General features: G+C 50.9%; 23 protein-coding genes. 14 read left to right on the top strand and 9 right to left on the bottom strand.

The window, feature by feature from the left end; translation table 11 throughout:
- Positions 1-10 precede the first annotated feature (10 nt).
- From GmarT_RS28225 to GmarT_RS28190, 8 genes are read left to right on the top strand one after another with little or no spacing between them, the layout of a single operon-like run.
- On the top strand, positions 11-2,875 hold the full coding sequence (locus GmarT_RS28225) for a LamG domain-containing protein (protein ID WP_002645347.1): 2,865 nt from the start codon (positions 11-13) through the stop codon (positions 2,873-2,875).
- Positions 2,872-5,013 (top strand): hypothetical protein, encoded by a 2,142-nt coding sequence (locus GmarT_RS28220; RefSeq protein ID WP_002645348.1) that lies wholly within the window; start codon positions 2,872-2,874, stop codon positions 5,011-5,013. The genes GmarT_RS28225 and GmarT_RS28220 overlap by 4 nt, the downstream gene beginning before the upstream one ends.
- Positions 5,010-6,347, top strand: coding sequence for a hypothetical protein (locus GmarT_RS28215; protein ID WP_002645349.1), 1,338 nt, complete (start codon positions 5,010-5,012; stop codon positions 6,345-6,347). The genes GmarT_RS28220 and GmarT_RS28215 overlap by 4 nt, the downstream gene beginning before the upstream one ends.
- 9 nt (positions 6,348-6,356) lie before the next feature.
- Positions 6,357-7,244: a hypothetical protein gene (locus GmarT_RS28210; RefSeq protein ID WP_002645350.1), complete on the top strand. Its 888-nt coding sequence runs from the start codon at positions 6,357-6,359 to the stop codon at positions 7,242-7,244.
- A complete protein-coding gene (locus GmarT_RS28205; RefSeq protein WP_002645351.1) occupies positions 7,241-9,034 on the top strand; it encodes a glycosyltransferase in 1,794 nt (597 codons plus the stop codon). Before GmarT_RS28210 ends, GmarT_RS28205 begins: the two co-directional genes overlap by 4 nt.
- Positions 9,018-9,200, top strand: coding sequence for a hypothetical protein (locus GmarT_RS28200; RefSeq protein ID WP_002645352.1), 183 nt, complete (start codon positions 9,018-9,020; stop codon positions 9,198-9,200). The genes GmarT_RS28205 and GmarT_RS28200 overlap by 17 nt, the downstream gene beginning before the upstream one ends.
- A 3-nt stretch (positions 9,201-9,203) precedes the next feature.
- Complete coding sequence (locus tag GmarT_RS28195; RefSeq protein WP_002645353.1) at positions 9,204-9,692, top strand: hypothetical protein; 489 nt, start codon at positions 9,204-9,206, stop codon at positions 9,690-9,692.
- Entirely contained in the window at positions 9,692-10,324 is a 633-nt protein-coding gene (locus GmarT_RS28190; RefSeq protein ID WP_002645354.1) for a class I SAM-dependent methyltransferase, read from the top strand. Before GmarT_RS28195 ends, GmarT_RS28190 begins: the two co-directional genes overlap by 1 nt.
- A gap of 364 nt (positions 10,325-10,688) precedes the next feature.
- Here GmarT_RS28190 and GmarT_RS28185 read toward each other — a convergent pair whose 3' ends face one another.
- From GmarT_RS28185 to GmarT_RS28165, 5 genes are all read right to left on the bottom strand, one after another.
- Positions 10,689-11,228, bottom strand: coding sequence for a 2OG-Fe(II) oxygenase (locus tag GmarT_RS28185; RefSeq protein WP_157158926.1), 540 nt, complete (start codon positions 11,226-11,228; stop codon positions 10,689-10,691).
- 47 nt (positions 11,229-11,275) lie between these two features.
- Positions 11,276-12,649, bottom strand: a complete 1,374-nt coding sequence (locus tag GmarT_RS28180; protein ID WP_002645356.1) for a Gfo/Idh/MocA family protein — start codon at positions 12,647-12,649, stop codon at positions 11,276-11,278.
- Positions 12,650-12,799: 150 nt separating this feature from the next.
- Positions 12,800-13,897, bottom strand: a complete 1,098-nt coding sequence (locus GmarT_RS28175; protein WP_002645357.1) for a hypothetical protein — start codon at positions 13,895-13,897, stop codon at positions 12,800-12,802.
- 59 nt (positions 13,898-13,956) lie between these two features.
- The gene (locus tag GmarT_RS28170; protein ID WP_002645358.1) at positions 13,957-14,637 is read right to left on the bottom strand and encodes a hypothetical protein; all 681 of its coding nucleotides are present in this window, start codon (positions 14,635-14,637) and stop codon (positions 13,957-13,959) included.
- A gap of 91 nt (positions 14,638-14,728) precedes the next feature.
- Positions 14,729-15,112 (bottom strand): LexA family protein, encoded by a 384-nt coding sequence (locus GmarT_RS28165; protein WP_002645359.1) that lies wholly within the window; start codon positions 15,110-15,112, stop codon positions 14,729-14,731.
- 428 nt (positions 15,113-15,540) lie between these two features.
- On the opposite strand from GmarT_RS28165, the gene GmarT_RS28160 reads away from it, so the two are divergent.
- Together GmarT_RS28160 and GmarT_RS28155 are read left to right on the top strand one after the other, a co-directional pair.
- Positions 15,541-18,675 carry a PVC-type heme-binding CxxCH protein gene (locus tag GmarT_RS28160; protein WP_187782324.1) on the top strand — a complete coding sequence of 1,045 codons (3,135 nt, stop codon included), beginning with the start codon at positions 15,541-15,543 and terminating at the stop codon, positions 18,673-18,675.
- A gap of 50 nt (positions 18,676-18,725) precedes the next feature.
- Positions 18,726-20,240, top strand: a complete 1,515-nt coding sequence (locus GmarT_RS28155; RefSeq protein ID WP_002645361.1) for a sulfatase family protein — start codon at positions 18,726-18,728, stop codon at positions 20,238-20,240.
- Positions 20,241-20,585: 345 nt separating this feature from the next.
- On the opposite strand, the gene GmarT_RS28150 is transcribed toward GmarT_RS28155, so the two are convergent.
- The 4 genes from GmarT_RS28150 to dprA are packed head-to-tail and all read right to left on the bottom strand — an operon-like array spanning position 20,586 to position 24,003.
- Positions 20,586-21,305: an HAD family hydrolase gene (locus GmarT_RS28150; RefSeq protein WP_002645363.1), complete on the bottom strand. Its 720-nt coding sequence runs from the start codon at positions 21,303-21,305 to the stop codon at positions 20,586-20,588.
- Positions 21,306-21,323: 18 nt separating this feature from the next.
- On the bottom strand, positions 21,324-22,148 hold the full coding sequence (locus GmarT_RS28145) for a ferritin-like domain-containing protein (protein WP_002645364.1): 825 nt from the start codon (positions 22,146-22,148) through the stop codon (positions 21,324-21,326).
- A 5-nt stretch (positions 22,149-22,153) separates the two neighbouring features.
- Positions 22,154-22,831, bottom strand: a complete 678-nt coding sequence (locus GmarT_RS28140; RefSeq protein ID WP_002645365.1) for a class I SAM-dependent methyltransferase — start codon at positions 22,829-22,831, stop codon at positions 22,154-22,156.
- A 41-nt stretch (positions 22,832-22,872) separates the two neighbouring features.
- Positions 22,873-24,003, bottom strand: a complete 1,131-nt coding sequence (gene dprA, locus GmarT_RS28135; protein ID WP_002645366.1) for a DNA-processing protein DprA — start codon at positions 24,001-24,003, stop codon at positions 22,873-22,875.
- 186 nt (positions 24,004-24,189) lie between these two features.
- Between dprA and GmarT_RS29655 the strand changes: the two genes are divergently transcribed.
- Genes GmarT_RS29655 through GmarT_RS28120 form a run of 4 tightly spaced genes read left to right on the top strand, consistent with a single transcriptional unit; the run spans position 24,190 to position 26,367 of the window.
- On the top strand, positions 24,190-24,336 hold the full coding sequence (locus GmarT_RS29655; RefSeq protein ID WP_002645367.1) for a hypothetical protein: 147 nt from the start codon (positions 24,190-24,192) through the stop codon (positions 24,334-24,336).
- Between the two features lie 12 nt (positions 24,337-24,348).
- Positions 24,349-25,227, top strand: coding sequence for a sulfite exporter TauE/SafE family protein (locus tag GmarT_RS28130; RefSeq protein ID WP_002645368.1), 879 nt, complete (start codon positions 24,349-24,351; stop codon positions 25,225-25,227).
- Between the two features lie 24 nt (positions 25,228-25,251).
- A complete protein-coding gene (locus GmarT_RS28125; RefSeq protein ID WP_002645369.1) occupies positions 25,252-25,833 on the top strand; it encodes a DJ-1/PfpI family protein in 582 nt (193 codons plus the stop codon).
- Positions 25,834-25,884: 51 nt separating this feature from the next.
- Positions 25,885-26,367, top strand: a complete 483-nt coding sequence (locus GmarT_RS28120; RefSeq protein WP_044237017.1) for a DUF423 domain-containing protein — start codon at positions 25,885-25,887, stop codon at positions 26,365-26,367.
- Positions 26,368-26,393: the final 26 nt, after the last annotated feature.

Raw genomic sequence — 26,393 nt, 5'->3', positions numbered from 1 at the left:
ATTATGAATTATGGCAACTTCACATGAATGGAATGGCGGTGCCGCTACAAAGGCCCAGGTTTCGACGTTTACCATTCCCTCTGATATCGTCGCTGGCAATGTGATCACGGCGAGTATTGGGTTTAAAAAAGAGCCTTACACAGTACCTGTGGGAGGAACCAATATTACTGCCGCAGCTGGTTTTGTCGCAGTCTGGAACGCCTCGACGAATCCTGAGTTCGGAGAGATCACCGCATCAGTCGGTGTGGACAGTGACGGTGATGTAGACGGCTCGGTGGTTTTAACGGCAGATACCGCTGGAGTCCCGTTTGTAGTGACTGTAGTAATCGGCACCGGAACGAACGAAAAGCAGCTTGTGACGCTTACCGGGGCAACGGGTGGAACATTCACACTCACCTGGAACGGCCAGACTACAGATCCTATTGCATACAACGCATCCGCCGCGACCGTGCAGACAGAACTGGAAGCACTCAGTAATATCGATTCCGGGGACGTGACTGTCACGGGTTCCAACGGTGGACCTTACACGGTTGAATTTACCGGAGATCTTGCCGCGACTAACGTGACGTTGATCACGGCTAGTGGCACCAGCCTGACCGGATCAGCAAACGAGGAGCAGACCGTCACGATTATTAACTCACCTTCAGGCGGAGACTTCACGCTGACCTTCAACGGGCAGACTACAGACGTGATTGCTCACAACGCTTCTGCTGCGACAGTACAGTCTGAACTTGAAGGACTGGCAAATATTAAAGTGGGTGATGTTGATGTTACCGGTTCCGATGGTGGACCTTGGACTGTGGAATTCATCGGCGATCTGGCAAAAACAGATGTCAGTCTGCTTGTCGCTGCCAGCAGTTTGACCGGGGCACCTACAGCAGCCGCTGCGACTTCGCAGTCGGGGTCTGGTCTCAGTATTGCGGGCTTAAAAGCATACTGGAAACTTGACGAGACTAGCGGCGATAGGGCAGATCACGTCGGGGCGAATGACTTTGCGGAACTGGGGACGGTCGTGGCGACGACTGGTATTCTGGATAAATCGGCGACTTCGTTCTCAGATTCTAATTACTTGGAGGTGCCTCATCATACAGATCTGGCTCCGACAGGTGATTTCTCGATATCATTTTGGATAAGGCCATCAACTACATCAGCAGGTCCTCAATTTATTATTTGCAAAGGATTCACAAGTGGAGCAGCATCTGACGGCAGAAGCTATAATGTGTATCTTTACAATGATGGGATCGTTTTTAATTGTAAGGCAACTGATGGGACTACTGTCAGCAGCAGTCAAGCGTCGAGCATCATTAATACCGTTACTGCTAATTCTTGGAATCTGGTGGTTGTGGTGGCTGACTTCAATAATGAAATATTAAAGATCAGCGTTAACAATAATACTTTCGAGACAGCGGCTCTGTGGGACCCGGATCTCTATTTATCTGACTCAGGTCTACCGCTCAAGTTGGGAGTGGACGAAAACACTGAAGGCAATTTTCGCTTTCCGTTCATCGGACAAATCGACGAGGTCGCAATCTGGGATATGGCACTTTCACAAAGTGATGTGTCGACGCTTTATAATAGCGGAGCCGGGCTGGGCCCTCCGTTCACCGGAATAAACGAGATTCAAACACTCACCTTCACAGGCACACCAACTGCCGGAAGTGTGGGCGTTTCCTTCCGTGGGTCCAAAGCACTGATCCCTCACGACTCCACAGCAGCTGAAGCAGAGGCACTGCTCGAAGCACTAGACACCATCGGTACTGGTAATGTCAACGTAACGGGTGGAGACTGGCCGGGTACAGCCCTGTCGGTTGAGTTTATCAACGACCTGGCGCAGTCCGATCAGCCGCAGCTGGTGGTCGATAACACGGCAGTGCATGTCTCAATAGCCGAGTCGGTAAAGGGGGTTCCGCAGCCCACTGTAGGCATCGAGACGACAGACGGCCCGATTGACATTACTACCGTAACTGCCAATGAAGGACCTAATGACTGGAACACAGCGGCGAACTGGAATACTAACAAGGTACCGATCACGGGTGATACAGTCTATGTCAGCGAGACAAACGTAAACATTCTTTACGGTCTCGACCAGTCTGATGTCACACTGGCTGCCCTGATCATCGAACAGACCTTTACCGGCGATATCGGATTGCCGCGAACTAATGCTGCCGGGAGTTATCCGGAATACCGAGACCAGTACCTGAAGATCGGGGCAACTCTGCTCAACATCGGTGATAAACAGGGGGACGGTTCAGAGCGCATTAAAATCAATCTCGGCTCTGTGCAGTCAACGGTGCTGATTACGAATTCCGGTGACAGTCCGGACGGTAATACTCCCGCGATTTTATTACTGGGAACCCATGCCAGCAATGCGATCAATATCAACCGTGGATCGCTGGGAGTGGCTTACTACCCGACCGAAGTGGCGACGGTGGCGACTTTACGGCAGGCGTTCTTCGACAATGCCGCCGATGACACCAACGTTTATCTGGGCTCTGGTGTTTCCGTCACGGACATCGTCAAGAGCGGTGGCGTGCTGGATATCAACTCTGCTACCACCACTTTCAAGCAGACCGCCGGCACAACGACGATCCATGCCGGGGCGCATGCGGTGCTCAATATTCTGGCCGGTCTGGTTAATTACAATTCGACTGGCACACTCTCGGCGGTGAATCTCTCGGGTGACGGGGTGCTGGTGTTCGATCAGGATGCACGGCCCAAGGATGTTACGATCATCAATAAATTCACCGATGACTCCGAGATCTACGACGAGTCCGGGAGCATCACCAGCCCGGTGATCGACCTGGAGAAATGCGGCGATCTGAGCACACTCCATATGGGGCAGGACTTTAAACTCACCTTCGGGGCAACCACATGAGCAATTTTGACCAGGGCGTCGGCTCTGTCTTCTATCCCGGCATCAAGCAGATCGTCAGTGCAAACTATTCGCGCTCGCACGGGATTACGCCCGATGTGTGCCAGATCGAAATGGCACCGCAGACACTGGATGCGAGTGACCCGGATTACACGCCGATTGAACCTGACGGTTATCTGCTGTTCCAGTTCGACGAATACACGGCAGTCGCCAATGTTTCACCGACGCAATACAACCGCACGGGACGCACGCAGATCCTGCTGCAGGGATGCCGACCTGATAAAGCGAGTGTGAGACGGTCGGCAACATCGAACACATGGACGATTCCGGTTTACGACCGCCGCTGGAAGTGGAAGTTCGGCAGCTTCTCCGGTCACTGGAACGTGAAGAAAAACGGCGAGATCGAACCCCGGAAGAAGAAAACCCCGCGCGAACTGGCCGACATGTGCCTCGAAGCGATGGGTGAGAAGAATTACGATACCCGCGACCTGCTGGATCTCGAAAAAAAACAGTCTCTTCCCTATCGCAATCAGATCTTCCCTGAAGTCCACTGGGATCGCATTCCGCCGGCACAGGCCCTGAACTCACTGGTGACGCCGCTGGGTTACCGCGTCTGTCTTGGCTGGGATGATCGGGTGCGAATCCGCAAGTACGGTGAAGGGGCGTTGCTGCCGACTGAGGACCTCATGTCAGGCGGCTTTGAAGCGAACCTGCCGGAGACACCGGATTCGGTGACCGTGCTGGGCGGGATTACGATGCATGAAGCCATTTGGGATCTGGAAGCGGTTGGACTCGATATCGACGGCGAGTGGCGACCGATTGACCACCTGAGTTATGCGCCGATTGACGACAGAGGGAAACCCAACTGGACGCTGCCAGAGCCGGGCGTGTTCGATATGATCAAAGCTCCACTTGATGAAATCGAGTCCATGAAAACCAACGGCGTTCCAGTCGATAAAGACGAATACCAGAAGCGTCGAGATCAGTACAGCCTTGCCATGCAGACGGTGTATCGCTGCTACAGGCTTAAGTATCCGACAATCCAAACTGCATCAGGAGACGATCCAGGGTTGCGAAAGAAATACGATGACCTGGGTTATCAGATGGGGTTGATTGTGGATCTGGGCCACAGGTCTGGCGAAAAAGTCTATGACACATTACAGGAGAAATACACTGAGGCTCGCCGTAAGCTATTCGCAGCCTCCAAGGCTGTGCTGCCAGGACCGCAGCAGATAAACCCCCGCACCGGTAAGAAGGGTGATTATATCCTCGAAGAATTCGAGCAGGTGCTGCCGACGTTCACATCCCGTGCCGAATTGGGGATTGATTCCTATTCAGGAAAACTGATTCGCAAGCCGGTCGAAGTAACCGGAAATTACTTCGACGAGGTCAAAGAGGGGGATAACGGGACAATTGAAACTCGAATTGAAGGCGATAAGTTCGAAGTGGTTCCCGAACTGGGAATTATTCGATTCAGTGAGCCGATCTACCAGTATAAAAAAGAGTTTGTCGAAATAGACGGAAAGAAATCGGAAGAGAAACAAGACGTTCCTCACCCTGCCGATCTGTTCGCAAGGATTGCAACACCGCTGAAAAACACAGTCGGTGAGCCTGCCCGCTACGAGCACCGCGAAGAACTGAAGGCTAAATACCGTACCAAGCCAGCACCGCTGCCCAGTGGCCTGAAGGATAACCCGCGAAAGATACCCGGCGGAACCGACACTAAGGTCGTAATTAAAAATGAGATCGTGCTCGCGTATCAGGCGGTGTATGAACCGTCTCCCAGTTATTTTGGTGGCGAATACTTTGCCTTTAAAGAAGTTATCAGCAACGAAGAAAAAGAGCACCTGAAAGAACAGGCTCTCGCTGCGATCGACGTCGAGAACCTCCGAATTAATTCGGAGGATTCTGGGGCCGGTGTGTACGCCGGTCTCAAAAAAATCGAACTCGACGGGGCGATCCAGCAGGTTGCGATCTCCCGCACGACCTCGGGCGGCATGACCACTAACGTCTCTCGAAATTCCGAAGTCAATGTAATCGTGCCGGCATTCGATCAGCGACAGCGGGACCTCGCGTTGAAAGAGCTGATCAAGCAGCAGGAACAGACGGTTAATAAAACTCAGCAGCCGGAGGATAAATGAACTTCAACTCTGCGAAAAGCTCCCCCGGCGAATGGTTCACCTGTCTGAATGTCGGTGACGATAAGATCATTGATAAAGACAGTCGCCGCAAGGACAGTGATCTGTTAATTCCAGGTCACTCACTGATCGAGATCGTCGGGATTCGTACCCTGAATGCAGACACTCCGGTATTCGAGATTCGCCTGCCGGTCGGCGACACTGCCGCCGGGCAGACGGAAACTGCTGATGAAGACGGCAACTTTCCGAAATACGTCACCAATGGGATTAACTTCGCGTTCACCGGACCGAAGGTGATTCCCAAAGGTCATATGGGGCGAATTAAATACGCTCCGGCATTCGTGCGATACGAGGGCGATGCCAGCGATAATGAGAAGATCTTCGGCAGATATGTCAGGCCGGAGAACAGCAGGCTGTCAGACGCGACCCTCGACAACCTGGAACTGCTTTACGGCACAGGAACAGTGCAGCAGCTGATCGGAGATCCTGCAGGTCACCTGAAGCTCCCCAACGATCTGACCAAAGCCAGCAGATTCAAGATTCAGCACCAGCTGCTCGGCTGGAACGTTCACGGGATCTACAAACTCACGACGGGTGTGAAGAAAGAAGATAAGGACAGCACGAAGAATCTGCTCGCGTTCGTGGCTCCGGCGAATCAACTGGGACCGCTGACTCCGGTGCGGTTCATCACTCACGAACCGTATTCGACGTTCACTGTCCGATCATACGGATCAACATCTTACGACTATGATGCTGACAACCGGGCGGGACAGGAATACTACATGATGGTGGATGGAGAAGTCAAAATACCCTGCAGTCTGTTTTACTGGGATCCGGACGGTAACAGCAAGCAGATGATTGAAATCAAAGGCGATTCCATCAATGCTGAAATCAAGCTGGTGCTGGAGGGGTACGAAACAGAACCGTTCTCCCTGCTCAACCAATACCTGACAGAATCGTCTTTAACAACTCTGATTGAGAATCTGCCCAACGTGGGGAAAGGCAACGTCTCTGTATCGCTCTGGCCGGGGCACTGGCTGATTGAATTCATTGGAGACCTGGCAGGTGTCGAATTCGATCAGTTTGAGGTCGACAGACCGGAAGATGCAGAATTCGAGGGCTATGCCTACTACACCAACTGGGCAGACAGCAGGGTGGATGACGAAGTGCTGTTTCCGATTCCGCTGGCAGGGCAGTATGACGGTGATGACAACGTAATTAACGACGCGCTCGCTGCTGGCTCGATCGGCTGGGCGAACTACACGCCCGGCGTTGGATTGGTTGCACCGGCAGCACAGTGCCGGCAATACAATGGCGACGGTACTCCGAATCTATAGGGCGATGTGATGGGACAAAAAGACTGCGGATTATCTCTGATAAAGAAGCCATGTGTACGCAAGCGGTTTCCCTGTTCGCGCTGTGGTGCCAAGATTGTCAATGGTAATCTGGCCTGGGAAATATCGGTTCCCAAATACAAAAAATGGTATTACATGGAACCGGACACCCTGGTGGTGAACGGGGCCGCCACTGCTTCCCCGGCGGTGTTAACCATCAATCGCCGGTTGCCGTATTTTTCCAGCGAAACCCAGGAATCTGCCCCCTGTAAATTCGACGGTCCCGGATTTTCTGAGGGGGTGAATATTATTTCGGGAACCGGCCCTGGCGATTATGGGGATTTTGTGCAGGATTTCGAATGGTCTCGGTTTCTCCCATACGTCGATGGGTGGAATCATTTTGCCCGTACCCATACGGCCACTGTGGAATGGGCAGACGCCATAGTGGATTCAGACAGCGGGGAAGCCACCACGCCCGGCCACTGGCGTATCGGCCTGAAGATCGTGCAAAGCGTGATTTATCACTATGGGACCGCGGAAGGAAACCCCATTTTAAACCAGGTGGCCCTGGGGGAAAATCTCAGTCTGGGCCTTATCGGAAATGAGGATGTAACGACGCTTTACGCCACCGCTTCCACAACCAGAGTTTACACGCCTCCCGATGATTATGATTGTATTATACCCCCTGGTGAGTTCAGCAGGTGGACGCGGCCAGTACCGACCCTGCCGATTTTGTGGGGTGAATATACCAGTGAAACACTGCCGAGCGGTTACACCTGGCCGGCGGGGGAGGAGCCTGGAGAGGGTGTCCCTTTCACCGGTTTTGTTTACCCCATTGGATTTAGTATAGGCGATTATTACGCTCCTCCTTACATTGATGTGAGACACGTTCCCAAATGACTTTAACACCCGAGATAAAGCAGCAACTCTGCAACGCCTGCAAATTTAAGCGGAATTACTTCTGCCGGAAACACGGTGATGAGATCCGGCGACTGGTCAAGACACGTACAACCTGTGAGGGCTGGGGAAACGCTCCCAAACCGAAACCGCCTGCGAAAGCACCACAGCTGGAACCCGCTGCCGTGGATGAAATCCGCTGTGATGTGGTCATTCCCTACTGTCAGAAAAACCTGCAATGGCTGGCTGCTGCTGTGGATTCAATTTTGAACCAGGCAGGCGCAGAGTGCGTTGTGCATTTGATAGCCGATGGTTTTACAGTTCCCGACGATCCTGCCGAGCAGTACGCCAGCCATCCCCAGGTGAGACTGTATCGCAACGAAAAGACCATCGGACCGTATCGGACCATGAACCGGATTTTTGACCGACTGGAAACCGACTTCATTGCCGTTCAAGACTCCGATGATATTGCCATGCCGCACCGGATTGCTCACTCAATCGAGAAACTGAGAAACGGCGATGTTTATGGTGGCGCTATGCGTCAGTTTGTAAGCCACGAAAGCCGGGACGCAGAGTCCCTGAGACGACTGGCGGCGGTGCCGATTCACACTTCAGGCCATAATAAATGGAAACTCTGCCCCAACGGTAATATCCTCAATGGCACGCTGGTCATGCGGAAGGCAGCCTATCAGCGGTTGAACGGGTTCGCTGATCTGATGGGTTCGGGTGATCTGGAATTTGCTACCCGCTGCCACAGGTCAGGTGCAACAGTGGTAACTGATGATGAGATCGTAGGGCTCAGACGGTTACATTCTGAAAGCCTGTCACATGGTTCTATTCACGGAGACAAAACAGCATCACGCAACGCCGCACACGAAACGATTCAGCAGTATTATGAAGTGATGGTTCCCGGCTGCGATTTCCGACAGTTCGGAAGCCTCAGTAAAGAGCGATACGAACGACACAGGACAAAGCCGGTCGGCAACCTGATTGAGATGGAGAACCTCGAACTGCACGTTTCTCACGCCTGTAATCTGGCATGTCAGCAATGTACGCATTTTTCGAACTTCAATCACAAGGGTATGATCAGTCCGGAAGAATCTGACCGACAAATGAGCCTTTGGTCTGATCGGTTGCTGCCGCGCTACTTCAGTCTGCTGGGGGGAGAGCCTACACTCAATCCGCAACTCTGTGAGATCGTCAGACTCGCAAGAAAGCATTTTCCACACTCCAAGTTGCAACTGGTAACCAATGGTTTCAATCTGCAGAGACACCCGGAACTGCCTGCTGTGCTGGAAGAGACCGGATGTAATTTAGAAATCAGCATTCACCACGATTCCGCAGAGTATCAGGCGAAACTGGAGCCGGTAAAACAGCTGGTAGCCGATTGGGAAAACTCGCACGCATTACGGGTCAACTGGCGAACGTCCAGCAGTCGCTGGAAACGAGCCTATAAAGGGCATGGCGCAACGATGATGCCTTATGAAGACAATCAGCCAGAACAGAGCTGGGAGGCCTGCGGTTCAAAATGGTGTCCCCAGATCCACGACGGAAAGCTCTGGAAGTGTCCGCAGATGGCTTACCTGTCGATGCAGGCACAAAAGCACGGACTGAACGAAGCCTGGAATCCATATCTGAATTACACGCCGTTGGAACCGGCATGCACGACGGAAGAGTTACGTGAGTTTGTGAATCGCAAAACAGAAAGCTGCTGCGGAATGTGTCCAGCCAACCCGGAAACATTCGAACTGCCTTCACCACTAAGGGGAAAAAACGATGCCAGATCACCTTAAAAGATTATTCGACGAACTGACCGCGAAGTACAAAGGCGTAAAAGAACCATACGAAGACGGGACTGAGCGACAGCATTATTACAAGGTGGAACTTCAGTGTGACCGCGTGGACGTGATTACCTGCGATGATGGTGGGTGTGAAGTCGGACGAGAGAGCCACAGGTGATTTATGAGCTACTGGGGCGACCGACAACACCTCAACTATTACGCGACGGTCAAACAATGGCTGGAACCGTTCAGCGGCACCCTGCTCGATATCGGCTGCGCTGACACTCCGGTTGCTCAATGGGGAAACTTTGAAAAGCGGTATGCCGTCAATGATCTGCCCTTTCCTCCCCTGGATGGTGTGGAATGTCTTCAGGCGGACTGGCTGAAATGCGACCTGACAGCCGACGTGATTACCTGTCTGCAGGTGCTGGAACATTTCAAACCCAGTGTGTTGATTCCGTTTGTGGATAAGATCTTCAGCAGCTGCGAAACCGCGATCATCAGTGTTCCTTACATGTGGCCTGCCGGGCTTTGTCGTGGTCATGTTCAGGACCCGATTGACGTGCGGAAGTTCATCGACCTGGTGGGGCGCTGCCCGGCAAAGCTCGACATCGTTGAAGATAACAATTACTACCGGCTGATTGCCCTGTTCAAGAAAGATTTCACCTGATGACCGATGATTACTACAACAGAAAGTACGCAGAGGGCGATTTCGATTACAACCCGGAATACGAACTGGTATGGCTGCAGAAACACCTAATCGATCGGTTCGGATTACAACCCGGCAACAGGGTGCTGGACCTGGGCTGCGGTAAGGGGCTGCACGCTTCCCTGCTGGCTGGTTTCGATCTGCAGGTATTCGGAGTCGAAAAGACTGTCGAGGGCGTGAAGGGAGCAAAGGAACGCGGTTCAACGGCGGAATTCATCCAGGCCAGTGCTGGCGATCTGGCAACCTACTTCGACGAAGAATATTTCGACATGATATACTGTCGGGGGATGAGCTGGTTTCATCGGGAACTGCACGAAGTCTGCGAGGTGACCGGGGTGAATGTCTCGGAAAAGGTCCCTGGGTTCTTCCGCTTCATTAAGCCGGGTGGCCTGTTCGTCCTGCAGATCAGTACGGACTTCTCGGGAAGATGCCCAGAGAACGACGTTCACAACAACCGTCTGTCAGAATTCGTGCGACTGTTTGATCCACACGGGGAGATCGTCCACAAATCCAACTGGTCGGGCGTGGAAGTTACAGATGATGAGCAGGCAACAGCGGTGAAGGGCAATCTGGTGATTACTACAAAAAAGTAATATAGAAGGAGCTCAAATAGTTGAGATGACTTTGATTTCATAATTAATCAATTGTGTTATCGAGGAGTTACAAACTCACAATTACAACTTCCTGTTTCAGTGATCTAGCGCATTTCAAGTTTAAATGAAGATCTAACTCAAATATTAATTGCAGGAGCATAAAGTGATCTGACTGAGGATGCGCCTTTCGATCCTGATCTAAATCAACTAGCAGCAGTCTGGGAAGCGATAGGAAGAAGGGAGCATATCTACCGGGGATCCATTAGTACGAGGTAGAAATTTAATGTCAGTGAGCAGGAGTAGACGTTTCGGGAGATGGTCTTAATCAAATAAGGTTTGTCATGAATTGATTATATGTTCAATTTTATGATTCAGCGTCAAATGATTTATTTTGTAAATAATATAGATCACTTCGCATGATATATTTAATTTCCTCATCAGTTACAGCTAGACCAGAATGCCATAGGTCATGTGCAAAGAGTAAGCAGCGTCCTGATTGAGGTTGGACTTTGATCGCATTTTTGCGAAAAATTGTTTCGCCACCCTGCTTGATTGAATTCAAATAAATTAATACTGTGAATTGCGATTCGTAGTTCGAATATTTTTTAACTCCATCTTTATGAAAGTTAAATCTTTGATTTCCCTGATATCTATAAAATCTGATAAAGGGACTCAGTCCTGCGGGGTTTCCCAGCTCTGATGAAGGAAGAGGGTAATTTCGGAGTTCATTCCAGAGTTTATCTGCGAGTTCCTGAGATTCGATGTCTGCGCGTTCGTTTGTCCGAATTTGGTTCGACTGCTTGCGAACTCCGTAGAAATCTACATCAGCCAGTTCATAGCCAAGATATTCGCTGTAGTTAATGTAGCTTTCACATTCTTCGGGTGTGAGAAACTGATCAATCATTAAAATCTGAGGATCCAGCCAGTTAACGATTCCGTGCATTGAGAGGCCTAACTCAGTTCCCAGCCTTTGCGATACTCACGGCGGATATATTGATCGGATTCAGGAGCGTTCGTTGCCTTCATGGCCTGAGTGTCCCAGTGCAATTTTTTACCTGTTCGATAAGCGATGTTGCCCAAGTGATTCGCTTCGGTCAGTAATCCTGCATACTCGAAATTGCAGGTTGTCGGGGCGCCCGTTTTACAGGCATGGATCCATTCCGCATGATGACCCAGAGATTTCGGAATGTATGGTTCCGGGGGTTTGAAATCAGCGAATTCTTTTTCTGGTAACAAGACATGCTTACTGTAATCTGACAACAGCATGCCTTTCTCACCGACGAATAAAACGCCGTTTGCCCATTGTGGGATTTTGCCTTCTTCCCAGAGTTGAGGTTTGTTCGTCCCCTGGTACCAGCCCACTTTGACGGGGGGCATGTCGCCTCGTTGACCGTATTCATAAACGGCCTGCATTGATGCCGGTGCGATTTCTTTCTGGATCGGCGGTCCTTCCGCTTCAATTGTGAGCGGGTAATCCAGTTTCAATGCCCAGAATGGCAGATCGATCCAGTGGCTGCCCAGGTCAGACATGGTGCCATTACCAAAATCCCACCAGCGATACCATTTGGGACCCGGAAAATAGATATTATTGAAGGGACGTTCTGGAGCCGGTCCTAACCAGAGATCCCAGTCCAGTCCTTTCGGAATCTCATCGGAATGGCTTGGCCTTTTTTCCGAGTAAACAAGATCCTTTGCTGCGCGGGCCGCTTCTTCGGAAGGATGCCAGCCCCAGGCGCGAGATACCCAGACGTGGGCTTCCTGAACGGGGCCGATGGCGCCGGACTGAATCAGTTCAACGACCCTGCGGTAGTTATCTCCCGCATGAATCTGGGTACCCATTTGCGTGGCGACATTCGCCTTCCGAGCCGCTTCTCGAATGACGCGGGCCTCCCAGACACTGTGAGTCAGTGGCTTTTCACAGTATACATGTTTTTTCAGCTGCAGTGCGGGAAGGGTGGCGAAGGCATGTGTGTGTTCGCAAGTGCTGACAACGACGGCGTCGAACTGATCCGGGTGATCGTAGACTTTGCGAAAATCTTTAAACTGTTTTGCTTTGGGATGACTCTGTGCGGCGCGAAATAGATTCTGTTTATTCACATCGCATAGAACCGTAATATTTTCAGATGAGACCGATCGGAGATTACTGCCGCCTCGTCCTCCCGAGCCTATGATGGCGATATTTAGTTTTTCATTCAGATTGGTTCCCCGTACGATGGCGGGTGCCCCAAAGCCAATTGCGGCGGCCGCCGATGCAGAAGTTGCCAGAAATCGTCTGCGGCTTATAGAAGATTGACTCTGATCTGCTTTTTCGGGTTGATCTTGCACAGGAAGTCTCCGCCTCTGAATTGAATGGCCTGAAAGTCGAGATTCGCATTTATAAACTATCTTAAACTATGGCAGGAATCAGTGGACATGGCAAGACAAAAGGAGAGACTCGACGGAATTCTCTGCTGATTGAAAATTGCTCACAGGATATCAATCAGCTGAACACGGGGGACAACATCCTGAGAGGTCCAGATCTTCACTGAGCCAGTGCTGATGACAGTCACTGCAGAGGTCCAGTTGACCTGGAAATTCTTCCAGAAGATTCAGGTAGTCAATAATTTGTGATTGAATCTCTAAGTCGTTTCTGAGTTTTCTGCTGAGAAGCAGTGTTTCATTGATTAGCGCAGCCGTGTCAGTGGGATAGGTTGTTAGTACTCGTTCAAGTTGGCTGCTGCCACGTGTAATCTGACCTGCTTGTGAACTGCTTTCCACAGACCAGAAATGGCCTGCCCGCCATGTTCCTTCACTGGTCTGTTGCAGATAAACCTCAATCCGGTTAGTTTCCGGACCAGTAACGGGAATACGTATAATGCTGACTGGTTCGATTAACTCCGTAGAAGTATTGGGTTGTTCTCCCTGCTCCGATTTGGAGCCGCTTATTGTTTGCTTCTCCAGTTTTGGTGTTATTATTGTTTTCTCAGTGGAAACATATTGCTGATTGAGAAACCGGATCAGTTGTTTCCGGCTGGTATTTCGTAACTGCCTGGTCTGTTTGAGTTCGAGTCGAAGCTGTTTTAATGAAGCTTCTGCCTGATTAAAATCAGTAATCAATGTTTTCAGCTGCTGCGTCATTTTAAGTTCGGCCGATTCATTTCCTCTACAGGTTTCCTTTGAGATTTCTTCCTCCGGGAAATCCAGCGACTCACCGTGGTACCAGCGGCAAAAAGCTTTGCGCCACAGATGCCAGCCCGTTGTATCAAACAGATAAGGATTGTCCGTAATCAGCACTTCCGCCTCACAGGCATTGATCGCCTGCTCTATGATTTCTTCCTGAGAGCCGGTTGCCAGATCTCCTTTTATATCCAGCAATTCACTCTCCATGAATTCAGGCAGCGATGCAAACTCAGCCTGAAATGCTTCGTCTGCTTCCACGCCAGCATTGATCCAGGTCTGTAGCTGTTCGATTTGACCTGGCGCGAGCTGACCTACGCGTGCCTGGGAGAAATCAATACCCCATTCTGCAAGTTGACCGCTGATCATGCGGCAGGTGATTTCATTAATATCGGTTTCTGGAAACTGGCTTTCCATGGACGTACTTTCCCTGTGAAAAAGTTGATTGTGAATTAGAATGTGTCAGTTCGAGAGAATCAGAGACAACTCACTGCATATGTGGCTGTTCCCTGTTGACACTGTGTTAAAGCCAGACGTGCGGTTTCAGTTCGGATTGATACCGGCAGATTATCGCCCCGTATCTCAATCGTGATCTCATCTGGCAGCAGGCCTTCCTGCTTTGGAACGGTGGTTGAACCATAGGGGGTATGGATCACTTCCCATCTGGTCTCATTTTCCAGTTCGGTCAAAGCCTGCTGTTCCGCATGTTTCAGATCTTCCCATGTCTGTTCCGCCAGAGAAAATGGCTCGTGGCTGTGAATGGTTGACTGATGAAACGATTCAAATACCTGAATCATTTCCCGCCAGCCTGTGATCGCTGCTTCATAAGATTGTGCCATCGACTGACAGACTTCTGCTTCTTCCAGTTCACCCTTCAATCGTTCCCGCTTCGATTTTTCCTGATTTATTTTTCGAACCAGCTGCTGAATCTGTTGTTCCTGGTTCGCCAAAAGTTCATGACACTGCTGCACATCAGTTGAAGCTTCTGTTGAAGTCAGGCCTTCGTATTCATCTTCGATTGTCATTAGATTGGCGTAACTCTTTTTCAATTCCTCTGGGAATTCTGATGTGGACTCTGCCTTTCCAGATTCTGTAGTAGAGTCTCGATGAAATGGTAAGAGCTTGTCTTCCTCGATTGATTCCGAATTATGATCCATACGCGTAAACCCTCCAGAGATAAGATTAGTTTTGCCAGCCAGGCCTTGAGTTCTGATTTACCGGGAAAGCATTTTTCATGAGACCAGGTTCTCAAAGGTCTTTACGAATTTCTCCCATTGTGTCGGGGGCAATCAGTTCCAGCGTGACACTGCGATCTTTTACCCCGACACAGCCTACATAAATCTCACCAATGCAGACGGCTTCGCCTGGAGTGAGTGTGATCATCTGAGTGACCGGTTCAGCGACTAATGTGATTCCGCGTGAAAGATAGTGATCACGCTTAATCCAGCCTTTCCGTTCCAGAGCGCGGAGATGACACATCACTCCATTTGAGGATCGAATTCCGAATTGTTCTGCAATTTCCCGCACTGTAGGCGACAGACGTTGCTGGGTGATTTCCTGTTTGATAAACGAGTAGATTGACTCTTGCTTTTCTGTCAGTTTTTTTCGCGATGAAATTTCTGTTGTTTGCATTTGAAAATTCCCTTGTGTACTGGTGAAGTGCTGTGCGTTACGTGGGAATTATAGCCGGAAATAAGCAGTCAAATTATTTCACTTCAGGCATCAAAACCGCGAAAAGCCGGATGCCGCCAGTTCAAGACAAAAACCGAACATTGGCGAAAACTGCAGCCTGTTGATGCCAGAATAAGTTGTGATTTTTTTATTTTTTCAGCGCGCGAACATTTTGCGAAAACAGGACATGTGAAATCCCAAGCGTAGTACCAATGCTGAGAGGAGTGTTTTTTAGATTGGATGTTGATCAGGGGGGATTCTCATGAATTCTTGAGAATCCTGTTTGTGCCCATACTTTACTTTGTTTACAATATCAGGTCCTCCCTGAGAACTTACCCGGATATTGTCATTTATTGACTTCATTTCCTGCCTGATAAAAGGTGACTGCTGTGAAACTTTTTCCAAAGTACAAATCGATCCTGAATGGTTTTGTAGCTGTGTTTCTTGTTGCACTTTCTCCATTTGAGAAAATAGCAGCGGAAGACCTGCCTCGCGTTCCTGAAGGCTTCAGCATCGAACGAGTCACCAGTAGCGAACTGACTAAATATCCGATGATGGCAGGCTTTGATGATCGCGGGCGATTATTCATTGCTGAAAGTTCAGGAGAAAATACGCGTGCTCCTCAGTTGATTAAAGAGCCCAAAAGCATGATCCGTATGCTGGTTGACCGGGATGGAGACGGACGCTTTGATCAGAGTACGGTCTTCGCTGATAAATTAACTCTGCCGATGGGAGCGCTCTGGCATGAGGGGGCGCTCTATGTCGCCAGTCCTCCTAATATCTGGAAGCTGACAGACCACGATGATGACGGCGTGGCAGATGAGAGGAAAATTATCGTTGATTCGTTCGGCTTCTCTGGTAACGCGGCCAGTATTCACGGTTGTTTTCGCGGGCCGGAAGGCAGGCTTTATTGGTGTGATGGCAGACACGGTCACGAATTCAAAGACAAATCTGGAAAAGTCACCAGCAAAGGATTGGCAGCACGAATCTTTTCCTGTAATCCGGATGGCTCTGATATCGAAGTGCACTGTGGGGGCGGGATGGACAATCCGGTCGAGATCGATTTCACTCCTGAGGGAGAAATGATTGGTTCGGTAAACATTCTCATGACACGACCCCGCGTGGACTGTCTGGTGCACTGGATAGAAGGAGGCGTGTATCCTCACTTCGAAGACTGCGTCGCTGAATTCAAACGCACGGGGGAGTTGCTGGGGCCGATCACCCGCTTTGGTCACGTGGCGGTTTCAGGCATGTTACGTTATCGCGGTTCCCAGTTCGGGCCGGAATATCAGGGCAATATATTTACAACGATTTTTAATACACACAAGGTCATTCGCTCCCGATTGATTCGCAACGGTGCCACGTTTGAAACCAAAGAAGAAGACTTCCTGGTATCGGATGATCCCGATTTTCATCCGACAGATATCATCGAAGACGCCGATGGCAGCCTGTTGGTCATAGATACGGGTGGCTGGTTCCGCATTGGCTGCCCCCAGTCTCAGATTTCCAAGCCAGACATTCAAGGTGCCATCTATCGAATTCGTAAGACTGGTACACCGGAACTCAAAGATCCTTATGGCTTAACTCTGGACTGGAAATCACTCTCGCCTAATCGCAAGCTGCAGTTGTTGAATGACACGCGTCCGTTTGTGCAGCAAAAGGCCATCGAAGAGCTGGCCAGTGTTGGTGATCTGGCCGTACCTCAACTTGCAAAAGTGATCGATTCACCCAGTGGGTCTTTTTATAACGATACCAGTAAACGCAATGCAATCTGGACCTTATCTCGAATTGGAACAGGTAAGGCAGCAGCTGCAATTCAAGGTGGGCTGACCGCTTCCGAGAGTGTGCAGCTGACGGCTGCGAAAGCGCTAGGGACGTTACGAAGTTCGCAATCAACTGATGAGTTAGTAACGTTATTGAAACAAGATAAGCCAGCAGTTCAACGTACCGCTGCCACTGCCCTGGGACGCATCTGTGAAGCAGGTCGGCGTGACTCGGTCTCGGCTGAACAGTTGCAGTCGGTGATCGACGCTCTCTTTCATGTGATTAAATCCGGGTCTCCAGATCGAACACTGGAACATGCTCTCATTTACGCACTGATCCGGATCGACCAGCGTGATCTGGTTCTCGCAGGTTTGGATGACTCCAGTCCAGCTGTCCGCCGCGCGGCGTTGATTGCTTTGGACCAGATGAACTCAGGTAAGTTGACGCGGGAACTGGTGACTCCTCTGCTGGATACCGATGATCCAGCTTTGCAGAAAGAGACGCTGTCGATAATCAGCGAACATGAAGGCTGGGCCGGAGAAACTTTGATCTTATTGAAAACATGGTTGAGCGAGGCTGAACTGAGTCCCGAACGGGCTGCCGTTCTGCGGGGCTTCCTGGTAGCGCAATCTGCAGATCCCGAAGTGCAATCGCTCATAGCACACTCGCTGACCGCCGCGGAAACATCACAGCCTGCCAAGGCGATTCTGCTGGAAGTGATTCAGCGCTCTGCATTGAAAGAATTTCCTGTCAACTGGCGTTCTGCGCTGGAGCAGACTTTGAAGACAGCTGATCCTGAATTACAGATTCTCGTCGTCCGGATTGCGCAATCACATGATCTGCCTGATCTCAATGCACAATTGACATCTTTAGCCTTAGACGTGAAGCAGCCCGCTGCTTTGCGAATCGAAGCGTTATCCGCTGCTGGTGCCCATTTAAAAAGTATCGATCAGAGTACCTTCGACTTCCTCATGTCCCGCATGAATGAAGAGTATCCACCTCTGGATCGACTGGCGGCGGCGAGAGCATTAGCGGGTCTACCGCATTCTGGCGAACAGTTAATCCAGTTGTCGAAGCAACTGGATGCACCGGGGCCTCTGGCACTGCCGGTTCTGTTAAGAGCCTATGCGAAAAGTGTGGATGAAGCTGTAGGTCAGGCATTGATTACCGGACTGAATGGTTCTTCTGCTGCAACGAACCTGTCGGCGGATGAGTTGGCGAGTCTGTTGCAGAAGTATCCCGAATCGGTCCAGCAGGCAGCAGCACCGCTGTTGAAAAAACTGGGCGTTGATCTGGCACAGCAGAAGGCGCATCTGGAGTCACTCAAGCCTCTGCTTACTGAAGGACGGTTGGAGGAAGGACGCAAAATCTTCTTTGGTAAGAAAGCAGCCTGCTCTGGTTGTCATACTGTCGAAAATGACGGTGGTAAAGTGGGACCCGACCTGACAAAAATCGGCGCCATTCGTACCGGAACGGATCTGCTGGAGGCAATCGCACTTCCCAGTGCCAGTTTTGCGCGAGGCTATCGCTCATACCTGGTAGTGACCGATGCCGGTCGAATTTATACGGGAGTCATCAGTCGCGAATCGACAGATACGGTCTATCTCAGAACCGCTGATCTCTCTGAAGTACGGATTGCCCGTGATCAGATTGAAGTGATGAAAGAGTCGCCGACATCGATTATGCCGAAAGGCCTGGAGCAGCGTCTGACGCAACAGGAAATACGGGATTTGCTTGCGTACCTGCAAAACCGCAAGTAAAGTGGAATAAATCTCCTGATTCCTCTGACTCCAGCCGTTAAAGGTGCGCTATGTTTAATGGTTCTTTTGTATTTCGCTGCCTGTCCTGCTTTGCTTTGATAATTTTCCTCTGCATTGTTTCAAATACTCAGGCAGCGGAAGAGCAGAAGCGACCTAATATTCTGTTTGCGATTGCCGATGACTGGGGCTGGCCGCATGCAGGCTCTTATGGCGATCCAGTCGTGAAAACGCCTACCTTTGATCGGCTGGCCCGGGAAGGCGTGCTGTTTCAGAATGCATATGTTTCTTCCCCTTCCTGTACCCCTTCGCGAGGAGCGATTCTGACCGGTAAATATCACTGGCAGCTCGAAGCGGGCGCGAACCTGCACTGCATTTTTCCGGATCAGCTCGAAACGTATCCGGAAATACTCAAAGCACACGGTTACCAGGTCGGTTATACCGGGAAAGCCTGGGGGCCAGGGCGCACCGAAACCGCTGGTCGCGAACTGGCGGGAAAACGCTATAAGAGTTTTCAGGATTTTCTCCAGCATCAGAAACAGGGAGAACCCTTCTGCTTCTGGCTGGGCAGCAGTGATCCACATCGTCCTTATGAAGCGGGGACCGGGGTGCAGAGTGGGATGGATCTTTCCAAAATCAAGTTCCCCGCCTGCTTTCCGGATGCATCGGTCGTTCGCAGTGATGTCGCCGACTATTACTTTGAAGTTCAACGCTTCGACAAACTGGTAGGTGATGCGCTGAAGTCACTCGAAGAAAAAGGCGAACTCGATAATACCATCGTATTCATGACCGGCGATCATGGTATGCCGTTCCCGCGTGGGAAAAGTTGTCTGTATGACACAGGGACCCGTGTGCCGCTCGCTGCCCGCTGGCCCGAAAAAATAAAACCCGGTCGCTCGGTCACCGATTTTGTCAGCCTGATTGATCTGGCACCCACGTATTATGAAGCAGCGGGAGTGAAAATCCCGGCGGATGTGACCGGCCGCAGTCTGATGCCTGTTTTAACGAATGCAAAATCAGGTCGAATTGCTGATAACAGGGACGAGGTCATTTTCGGTAAGGAACGCCATGTCCCTTCACAGGAGGCACCTGACATGGGAGGTTATCCCTGTCGTGCCATTCGGACGGATGACTTTCTTTACATCCACAATTACCGCCCCGATCGCTGGCCGGCAGGCACACCCGATTATCAGCACGCGGCTATTCCCGGCACCTGGTATGGAGACTGTGACAACGGTCCGACCAAGACCTATATGGTCGAAAATAAAAACAAGGATGCAAATCATCGTCGACTGTATGATCTGGCATTTGGAAAGCTGCCGGCGGAAGAACTGTATGATCTGCGGAATGATCCGGATCAGTTGCAGAACGTTGCCGCCTCTCCGATGTACGAGAAGATCAAAGCGAAACTGGCAAATGAACTGCAACAGCAACTGGTAGCCACCCACGATCCCCGAGAGTTGGGGCAGGGGGATGAGCTTGAGAAACATCCCTACTTAGGCGGCGGTCCAAAGCATCCCAGCCTCGAAGTCAAACGGAAAAAACGGGGCAAGAAGCAGAGTAACTAATATCAAAGCTTCTAATCGTTTTCCGTTAATTGGTGTAGATGTTTTCGGTCAAAAAATTGATTACGCATTGCATGTTGCCGACTGTGACAATGTGATTCTCTGTAATTTGCACATCATATTGTTTGTTAGCGCTGTCGTAAAAAACGATAACGCCGTTTGCTAATTCGTAGACAACCCAATAGCGTGTCCGAATGAGTCTGGGGTTTTTAATTTGAGCTTTACGCAGCAGTTGTTTCATTGGTGAAAATCGACAGTCTCTTCGCTGTGATTGCACTTCCAGTAAAACTTGATACAGTCTAATTTGACTCTCGGTGGCGAAGCAACAGGAATGGAGAGAAATTGCTACTATAAAGAAATCTGAAGCCAGCTTTTCAATTCTGAATGAAACTTGCCTGTCTCTACTTCTAAAAAATCACTCTTCCAATGAATTGCAGTGCCACCAACTGCTTGAAACTCTCTGCAGTTTTTTTCCAAGTCATCCAGCAGCAGGGAATCGCTGAAATCAAGGGTATGTGATGAGAGCCAGTGTTCAAAGAAGCGTCGAGGATCTTCGCTTTTCAAGATACGTTGTGTGCTGGAGCAGAGTACATCGTCGAACAGTCTGGCTGTTGCGAAGAATGACGTTGTTTTCGTTTCTTTCAATCGCGGTGACTGCTGTCTTGCCCGTAGAATTGCATCATGAAAACAGTCCATGTTGTCGGTTGCCAGCACGATGGCTGTACCTGTCTGCTGTGCTGACTGTAACAGCAGGATCAATTGACTGTTGACCCGCATCAATTGGCAGTCATCCACTGATTTTCGCGCGAGATAATCAGGCGGGAACTCTGGATTCGCTTCAATCTGCAGACTGTCGACAATCTGGCTGGTGGTGATGTTTCCCCGCATCCAGTCTCGGACTAAGGAATCGTTTTCCGCAAAGAGATACCTGACTGCTTCCGAGAGCGATGAGTGGAGTGGATGCTCTTCATTGTGAATGATGGACATCCAGAAAGGATCGAGTGAGAGTACGCCATGCCAGTCAACGAAAATCACCTTGTTCCAGCGGACTTGACCTTGTTGATTCATACTGGAGTCCCCGCCTTCTCAATCGAGGTTTTTCGGTTTCTGGTTGGGTGGCTGATCGGAGTGAGCAGCCTGGTAGAGCCGATCAATGAATTCGTCTGTCATGCCGGTCTCCCTGCGTGCTTCCCTGTTGAAGGTATCACCCACGGAAAGAGCAGCACGAATGGGCCAGTGCAGATGTTGCTCGTAGGCTTCCCAGTCCGAGAGATGGTCGGGTTTTAACTGTCGCAGCCAGTGCAATCCAAAGGCAACGTGCTGAATTTCATCCCGATAGACGACCTTCATCAGAGCGGCACTGCGTTGATCACCGGCGTCCAGAAAGTACTGTTCGAATTCCCCTGTATGGTCCAGATTGCGTCCTTCAAAAGTCAGAGGCAGGCCGGCCAGGTAGTCGAGCAGACTTTCGTAGCTGAGGGCCTTCTTCCAGATATAACAGTTCACGGGCAGACTGCCGAACTCCAAGCCCAGAATGTAGGCTCGCTCTTTATGCATACGGGTGTGTCTTTGTTCGTCGCCCATGATTGCGCACATGCCCTGACGAAATTCAGCAGGCGCATCGGGAAAGGCGCACAGAATATAAGCCATCACTTCCAATGCCTGCAGTTCGTGGTTCGCCATGATGTGATGGGCGAGAGCCCGTTTTTCCTGCTCGAACAACGCAGCGGGTTTCGGCATGGCAGGCGCGGTGCGGGGGGCAGCGAACTGCAGACTGGCCGGGCGCGTCGGTTCTTTGATGCGCAGTGGTTCTCCCGGACTGTCATCAGTTAAAATCGGCGGGGCGGGCTTGAGTTTCTCTTCCAGTGAATCACTGAGGAGAACCCGTTCTGCAAACTCACGAATTTCCATGTTGGTCAATTTGTTGTTGAAGGAGTGTAGCGGGCACGAAAGAGGGCCACACAGCCAGTCACTTTCAGTTCCACGTCAGTATAACGACTCTGGAGCTGAGATAGTAACTCATCCCGACTGTCTGCAGAGTTAGTGAAGATCTTTTTCTCATTGTAGAAGTGCATTAACTTGCGGGCAGGTAGACTTCGAGGAATTCCTTCTGCCAGAATGGTCGAGCCCGAGATAATGGCTCCGGGGTTCAGCCACTGATTGAGATGATCGAAAAGAGTCGACTTCGAACTCAGATCGCCGGGCAGGCAATGCAGCAGATAATTCAGACTGACCGAATCGAAACCCTGTGGCTGGTCGGGCAGGGGTTGCAGAATATCCGCCTGATAAGTTTCTGGGGTATATCTGCTGGCCCGGCTGGCTGCTGCTGCGAGGCTGTTCGGATTCAGGTCGAGCAAACCCAGCCTGACATTCGAATCCGGAAACGCACAATGGTCCAGATGGTAACCGGTACCGACTCCCACATCCAGATGATTGGCGGTCAGACTCTGGTTCATCCAGTTCAATATGGTTTTCGTTCGGCATTTCCAGATCAGGGAGTTGGAGATCCCCAGCACCCAGATGTCATAAATCGATAAAATGCGTTTGGAATAGACGGCCTGGCCGGCGGCGCTTGCTTCACTTGGAGAATTCATGCTGTGATGTTAATAAGAATTGCAGCTCTTGGGAATCGTAATCATCCCATGGCGCGGACCAGATACCCTCCGGGCAGGCGTTTCACTACTTTACGCATTTCCAGAATCGTGAGAGTGGAAAGAATCCGGGAGGAATCGAGATTGCTCGACTGGACGATTTCGTTGAGGTGCTGTGGTTCCAGTGTGACCAGATTGAGAATATCACGTTCAAATTCACTCAACGAGAGTTCTCGTGGCGTATGGACTTCCCGGTTTTTTGCTGTCATGACAGGTGTCTTCGCCGGGCCGAGTCCTTCCAGGATGTCTTCCACATCTCGGACGAGCATGGCACCGTCGCGAATCAGGTCATGACAGCCGGCACTGGCGGGATGATCAATGCGACCGGGGACAGCGAAGACTTCGCGACCCTGTTCGTAAGCGTGTCTTGCGGTGTGTAATGCTCCACTTTTGCGACCTGCTTCGATCAGCACCACGCCCATAGAAAACCCACTGATAATGCGATTTCGTTGCGGGAATAAACCAGCGACCGGTGCCTGATCAAGAGGGAATTCTGTAACGATGGCGCCCTGCAGGGCGACTGCTTCCGAAAGCTCCCGGTGTTCGGGAGGGTAAATGTGTGCCAGTCCGGTTGCCATGACGGCGATCGTTCGTCCCCCCGCTTTGAGTGCGCCGGTGTGAGCCGCCTGGTCAATTCCTCGGGCAAGACCACTGACAACGGTGATCCCGGCGCGTGCCAGCGCTGCGGCGATCTTTTCTGCCTGCTGTAATCCGTAATGCGTGCATTTCCGTGAGCCGACGATGGCGACCGCCAGTTCGTCTTGCGGCAACAGGCTCCCTTTACAGTAAAGTAACGAAGGGGGATCGGGCATTTCTCGCAGGAGTGAAGGATACTCGGCTGACTCTTCAAACAAGATCTGGTAACCGGATGCGCGACAGCGCCGGAGTTCGTCTTCCGCAGTCGATTTTGCCTCGCGATAGATAATCGCATCTGCCAGTTTGGTCCCGATACCCTGGACGTTGAGTAATTCCTGGCGGGGGGCATTGAGAATTTGAGCCGGGCTCCCAAACTGGTCCAGTAACGTTCGACGGATCCGCGGGCCGACACCCCGAATCAGATTTAGCTGGATCAGTTCGAGGAGTGACTGATCGGATTCCTGTATTGGCTCGCCCATTTTTGCAGGACCTTCTTTTCAGACGGACTGTGTGATTCACGAACGTACATGCTCCCAGAAAAGGTATGAAAAAACAACTAAGATCGGCTCTCATTCCCGGGGAAGCGGCTGTTCACACTTGACAGCAGCCGCCTGCAGCCTCTAAACACGAAGCACACCATTCTGAACTCCGTTAAGGTCAAGTACATGCTGGACAAGATTTTCTTTATCATTGCCTGCATCATCATTCCCGTTTTATGGGGCGTGATTGTGAACTGGATCTTCAACCAATGGCAGGATCGCTCGAACGACAACTCAGACGACGACTATATTTTCCCTGATTATCAGATCTGAGGCGGCGGCGTTATGGGTTTCGGATGGTTCGATTTTTTTCTGATTTCCACCACTGGAGGGCTGATCGGCTTTCTGGCGGGCATGTTCGGAGTCGGCGGCGGGTTTCTGCTGGTTCCCATTTTGAATATAGTGCTGGGAATTCCCATGGAACTGGCTGTCGGCGCGAGCGCCTGTCAGGTTCTGGGACCTGCAACAACATCGCTACTCGCGCGGAAAATCAAAGTTCGAGATCTGTTTTTTCCGCTGGTGATTACGGGGGGACTGTTATTAGGTGTCATTGCCGGGACGGGGATTCTGGAACACGCGAAATCATCTGCTGCTGTCATGATTAATGGAAGAAACATTATTGTCGCAGATCTGGTGGTGCTGATTGCCTATTTCCTGATGTTGACCGGGCTGGGAGTGCTTTCATTACGAAGTGCCCGTCGCGATGATTCAGAATTAAGCGCAACGCTGTTTACAGATCGATTCCAGATACCACCAGTAGTTCGATTTCCCGGTTTGGTTGAAGCGCCGCTTTCGATTCCAGTCATTGCGTGGTTTGGTCTGGGGCTGGGGCTCGTCTCCGGTCTTCTGGGGATCAGTGGAGGCATCCTGTTATTTCCGATACTGATTTTTGGTCTGGGAATTCCCACCCATCGGGCAATCACCTGCAGTCTGGTGATCGTCTGGGTCGTGGCATTCCAGTCAACGATCGCGCACGCCTGGCATGGCAATATCAGTATCATGATAGTAATCGCACTCCTGTTCGGGGGAACGGTGGGCGCCCGGCTGGGATCGGACCTGAATGCCCGACTCAAAGGGCTGCAACTGAGACGGCAGTTTGGCTGGTTATTAATCTCCGTGGCTCTTATGATTGGGATGCGGCTGGTGTTTCTGCTGGCAGGATAAAACATCGTAAGTGGAGATGAAATAATGGCAAATAAATCCATCCTGTTTTTAACAGGTGATTATGTTGAGGACTATGAAATCATGGTCCCATTCCAGGCATTAACGATGGTGGGATACCAGGTCGATGTGGTCTGTCCGGATAAAAAAGCGGGCGAGATCATCCGCACTTCGATTCACGATTTTGAAGGCGATCAGACTTACTCGGAAAAACGGGGACACAACTTTACGTTGAATGCCACCTTTGCTGATGTGAATGCAGACGACTATACAGCTTTGCTGATTCCCGGCGGACGGGCACCGGAATACATTCGCCTGAATGAACGTGTGCTTGAAATCACACGTCAGTTTGCGATCGCAGGCAAGCCGATTGCCGCCATCTGTCATGGACTTCAGCTGCTGGCTGCCGCTGGTGTATTGAAAGACAAAAGCTGTACGGCTTACCCGGCGTGTGCGCCCGAGGTGACTCTCGCCGGAGGCACGTTTGTGGAAACACCCATTGATGGCGTCCACGTGGATGGAAACCTGGTTTCCGCACCTGCCTGGCCGGCTCATCCGCAGTGGCTGGCGGCGTTTCTGAAAGTGTTGGGAACCAAAATCGAGTTGTAATATTCGTGACACTGAAGTATCGGTATCACTTTTAATCGGGGAGAGACGTGGATGTCGTGTTGTTCTATTAACTGGTCAACCATAGGTGCAGCATTGGGTGGACTGGCTGTCATCATCGGTGCCTTCGGTGCCCATGGCGTCGATGGATATTTTGCTGAGAAATATGCCGGGCAGGTAAAAACGGTTTCGGGGGTAGAAGTACCCGCGGCTGAGAAATATCTGAACGATTTCAAGACCGGCGCGCAATACCAGATGTACCACTCCATTGCTTTGTTGCTGGTCGGATTTGCCGGATTGACTTCGCAGAAGAAAAAGCTGTTGAATATAGCCGGCTGGTGTTTCCTGCTGGGAATCATTTTTTTCTCCGGAAGTCTTTACGTTTTGACGCTCAGTGGTCAGACTTTCTGGGGAGCCATTGCGCCAATTGGAGGAACTCTGCTCATTGTCGGCTGGTTTTCTTTTGCTGCGGGAATCTGTTCCTGTGGCGGAAATTCCACTGATGTGTCAGGTCCCGAAACTCCTGCCTCTACCTGATACCTGATTTGCAGAACCATCATAAT

The organism is Gimesia maris (assembly GCF_008298035.1).
Lineage (GTDB): Bacteria > Planctomycetota > Planctomycetia > Planctomycetales > Planctomycetaceae > Gimesia > Gimesia maris.
Note: the sequence above shows the minus strand (reverse complement) of the source record. Positions and strands in the feature narration are given on the sequence as shown.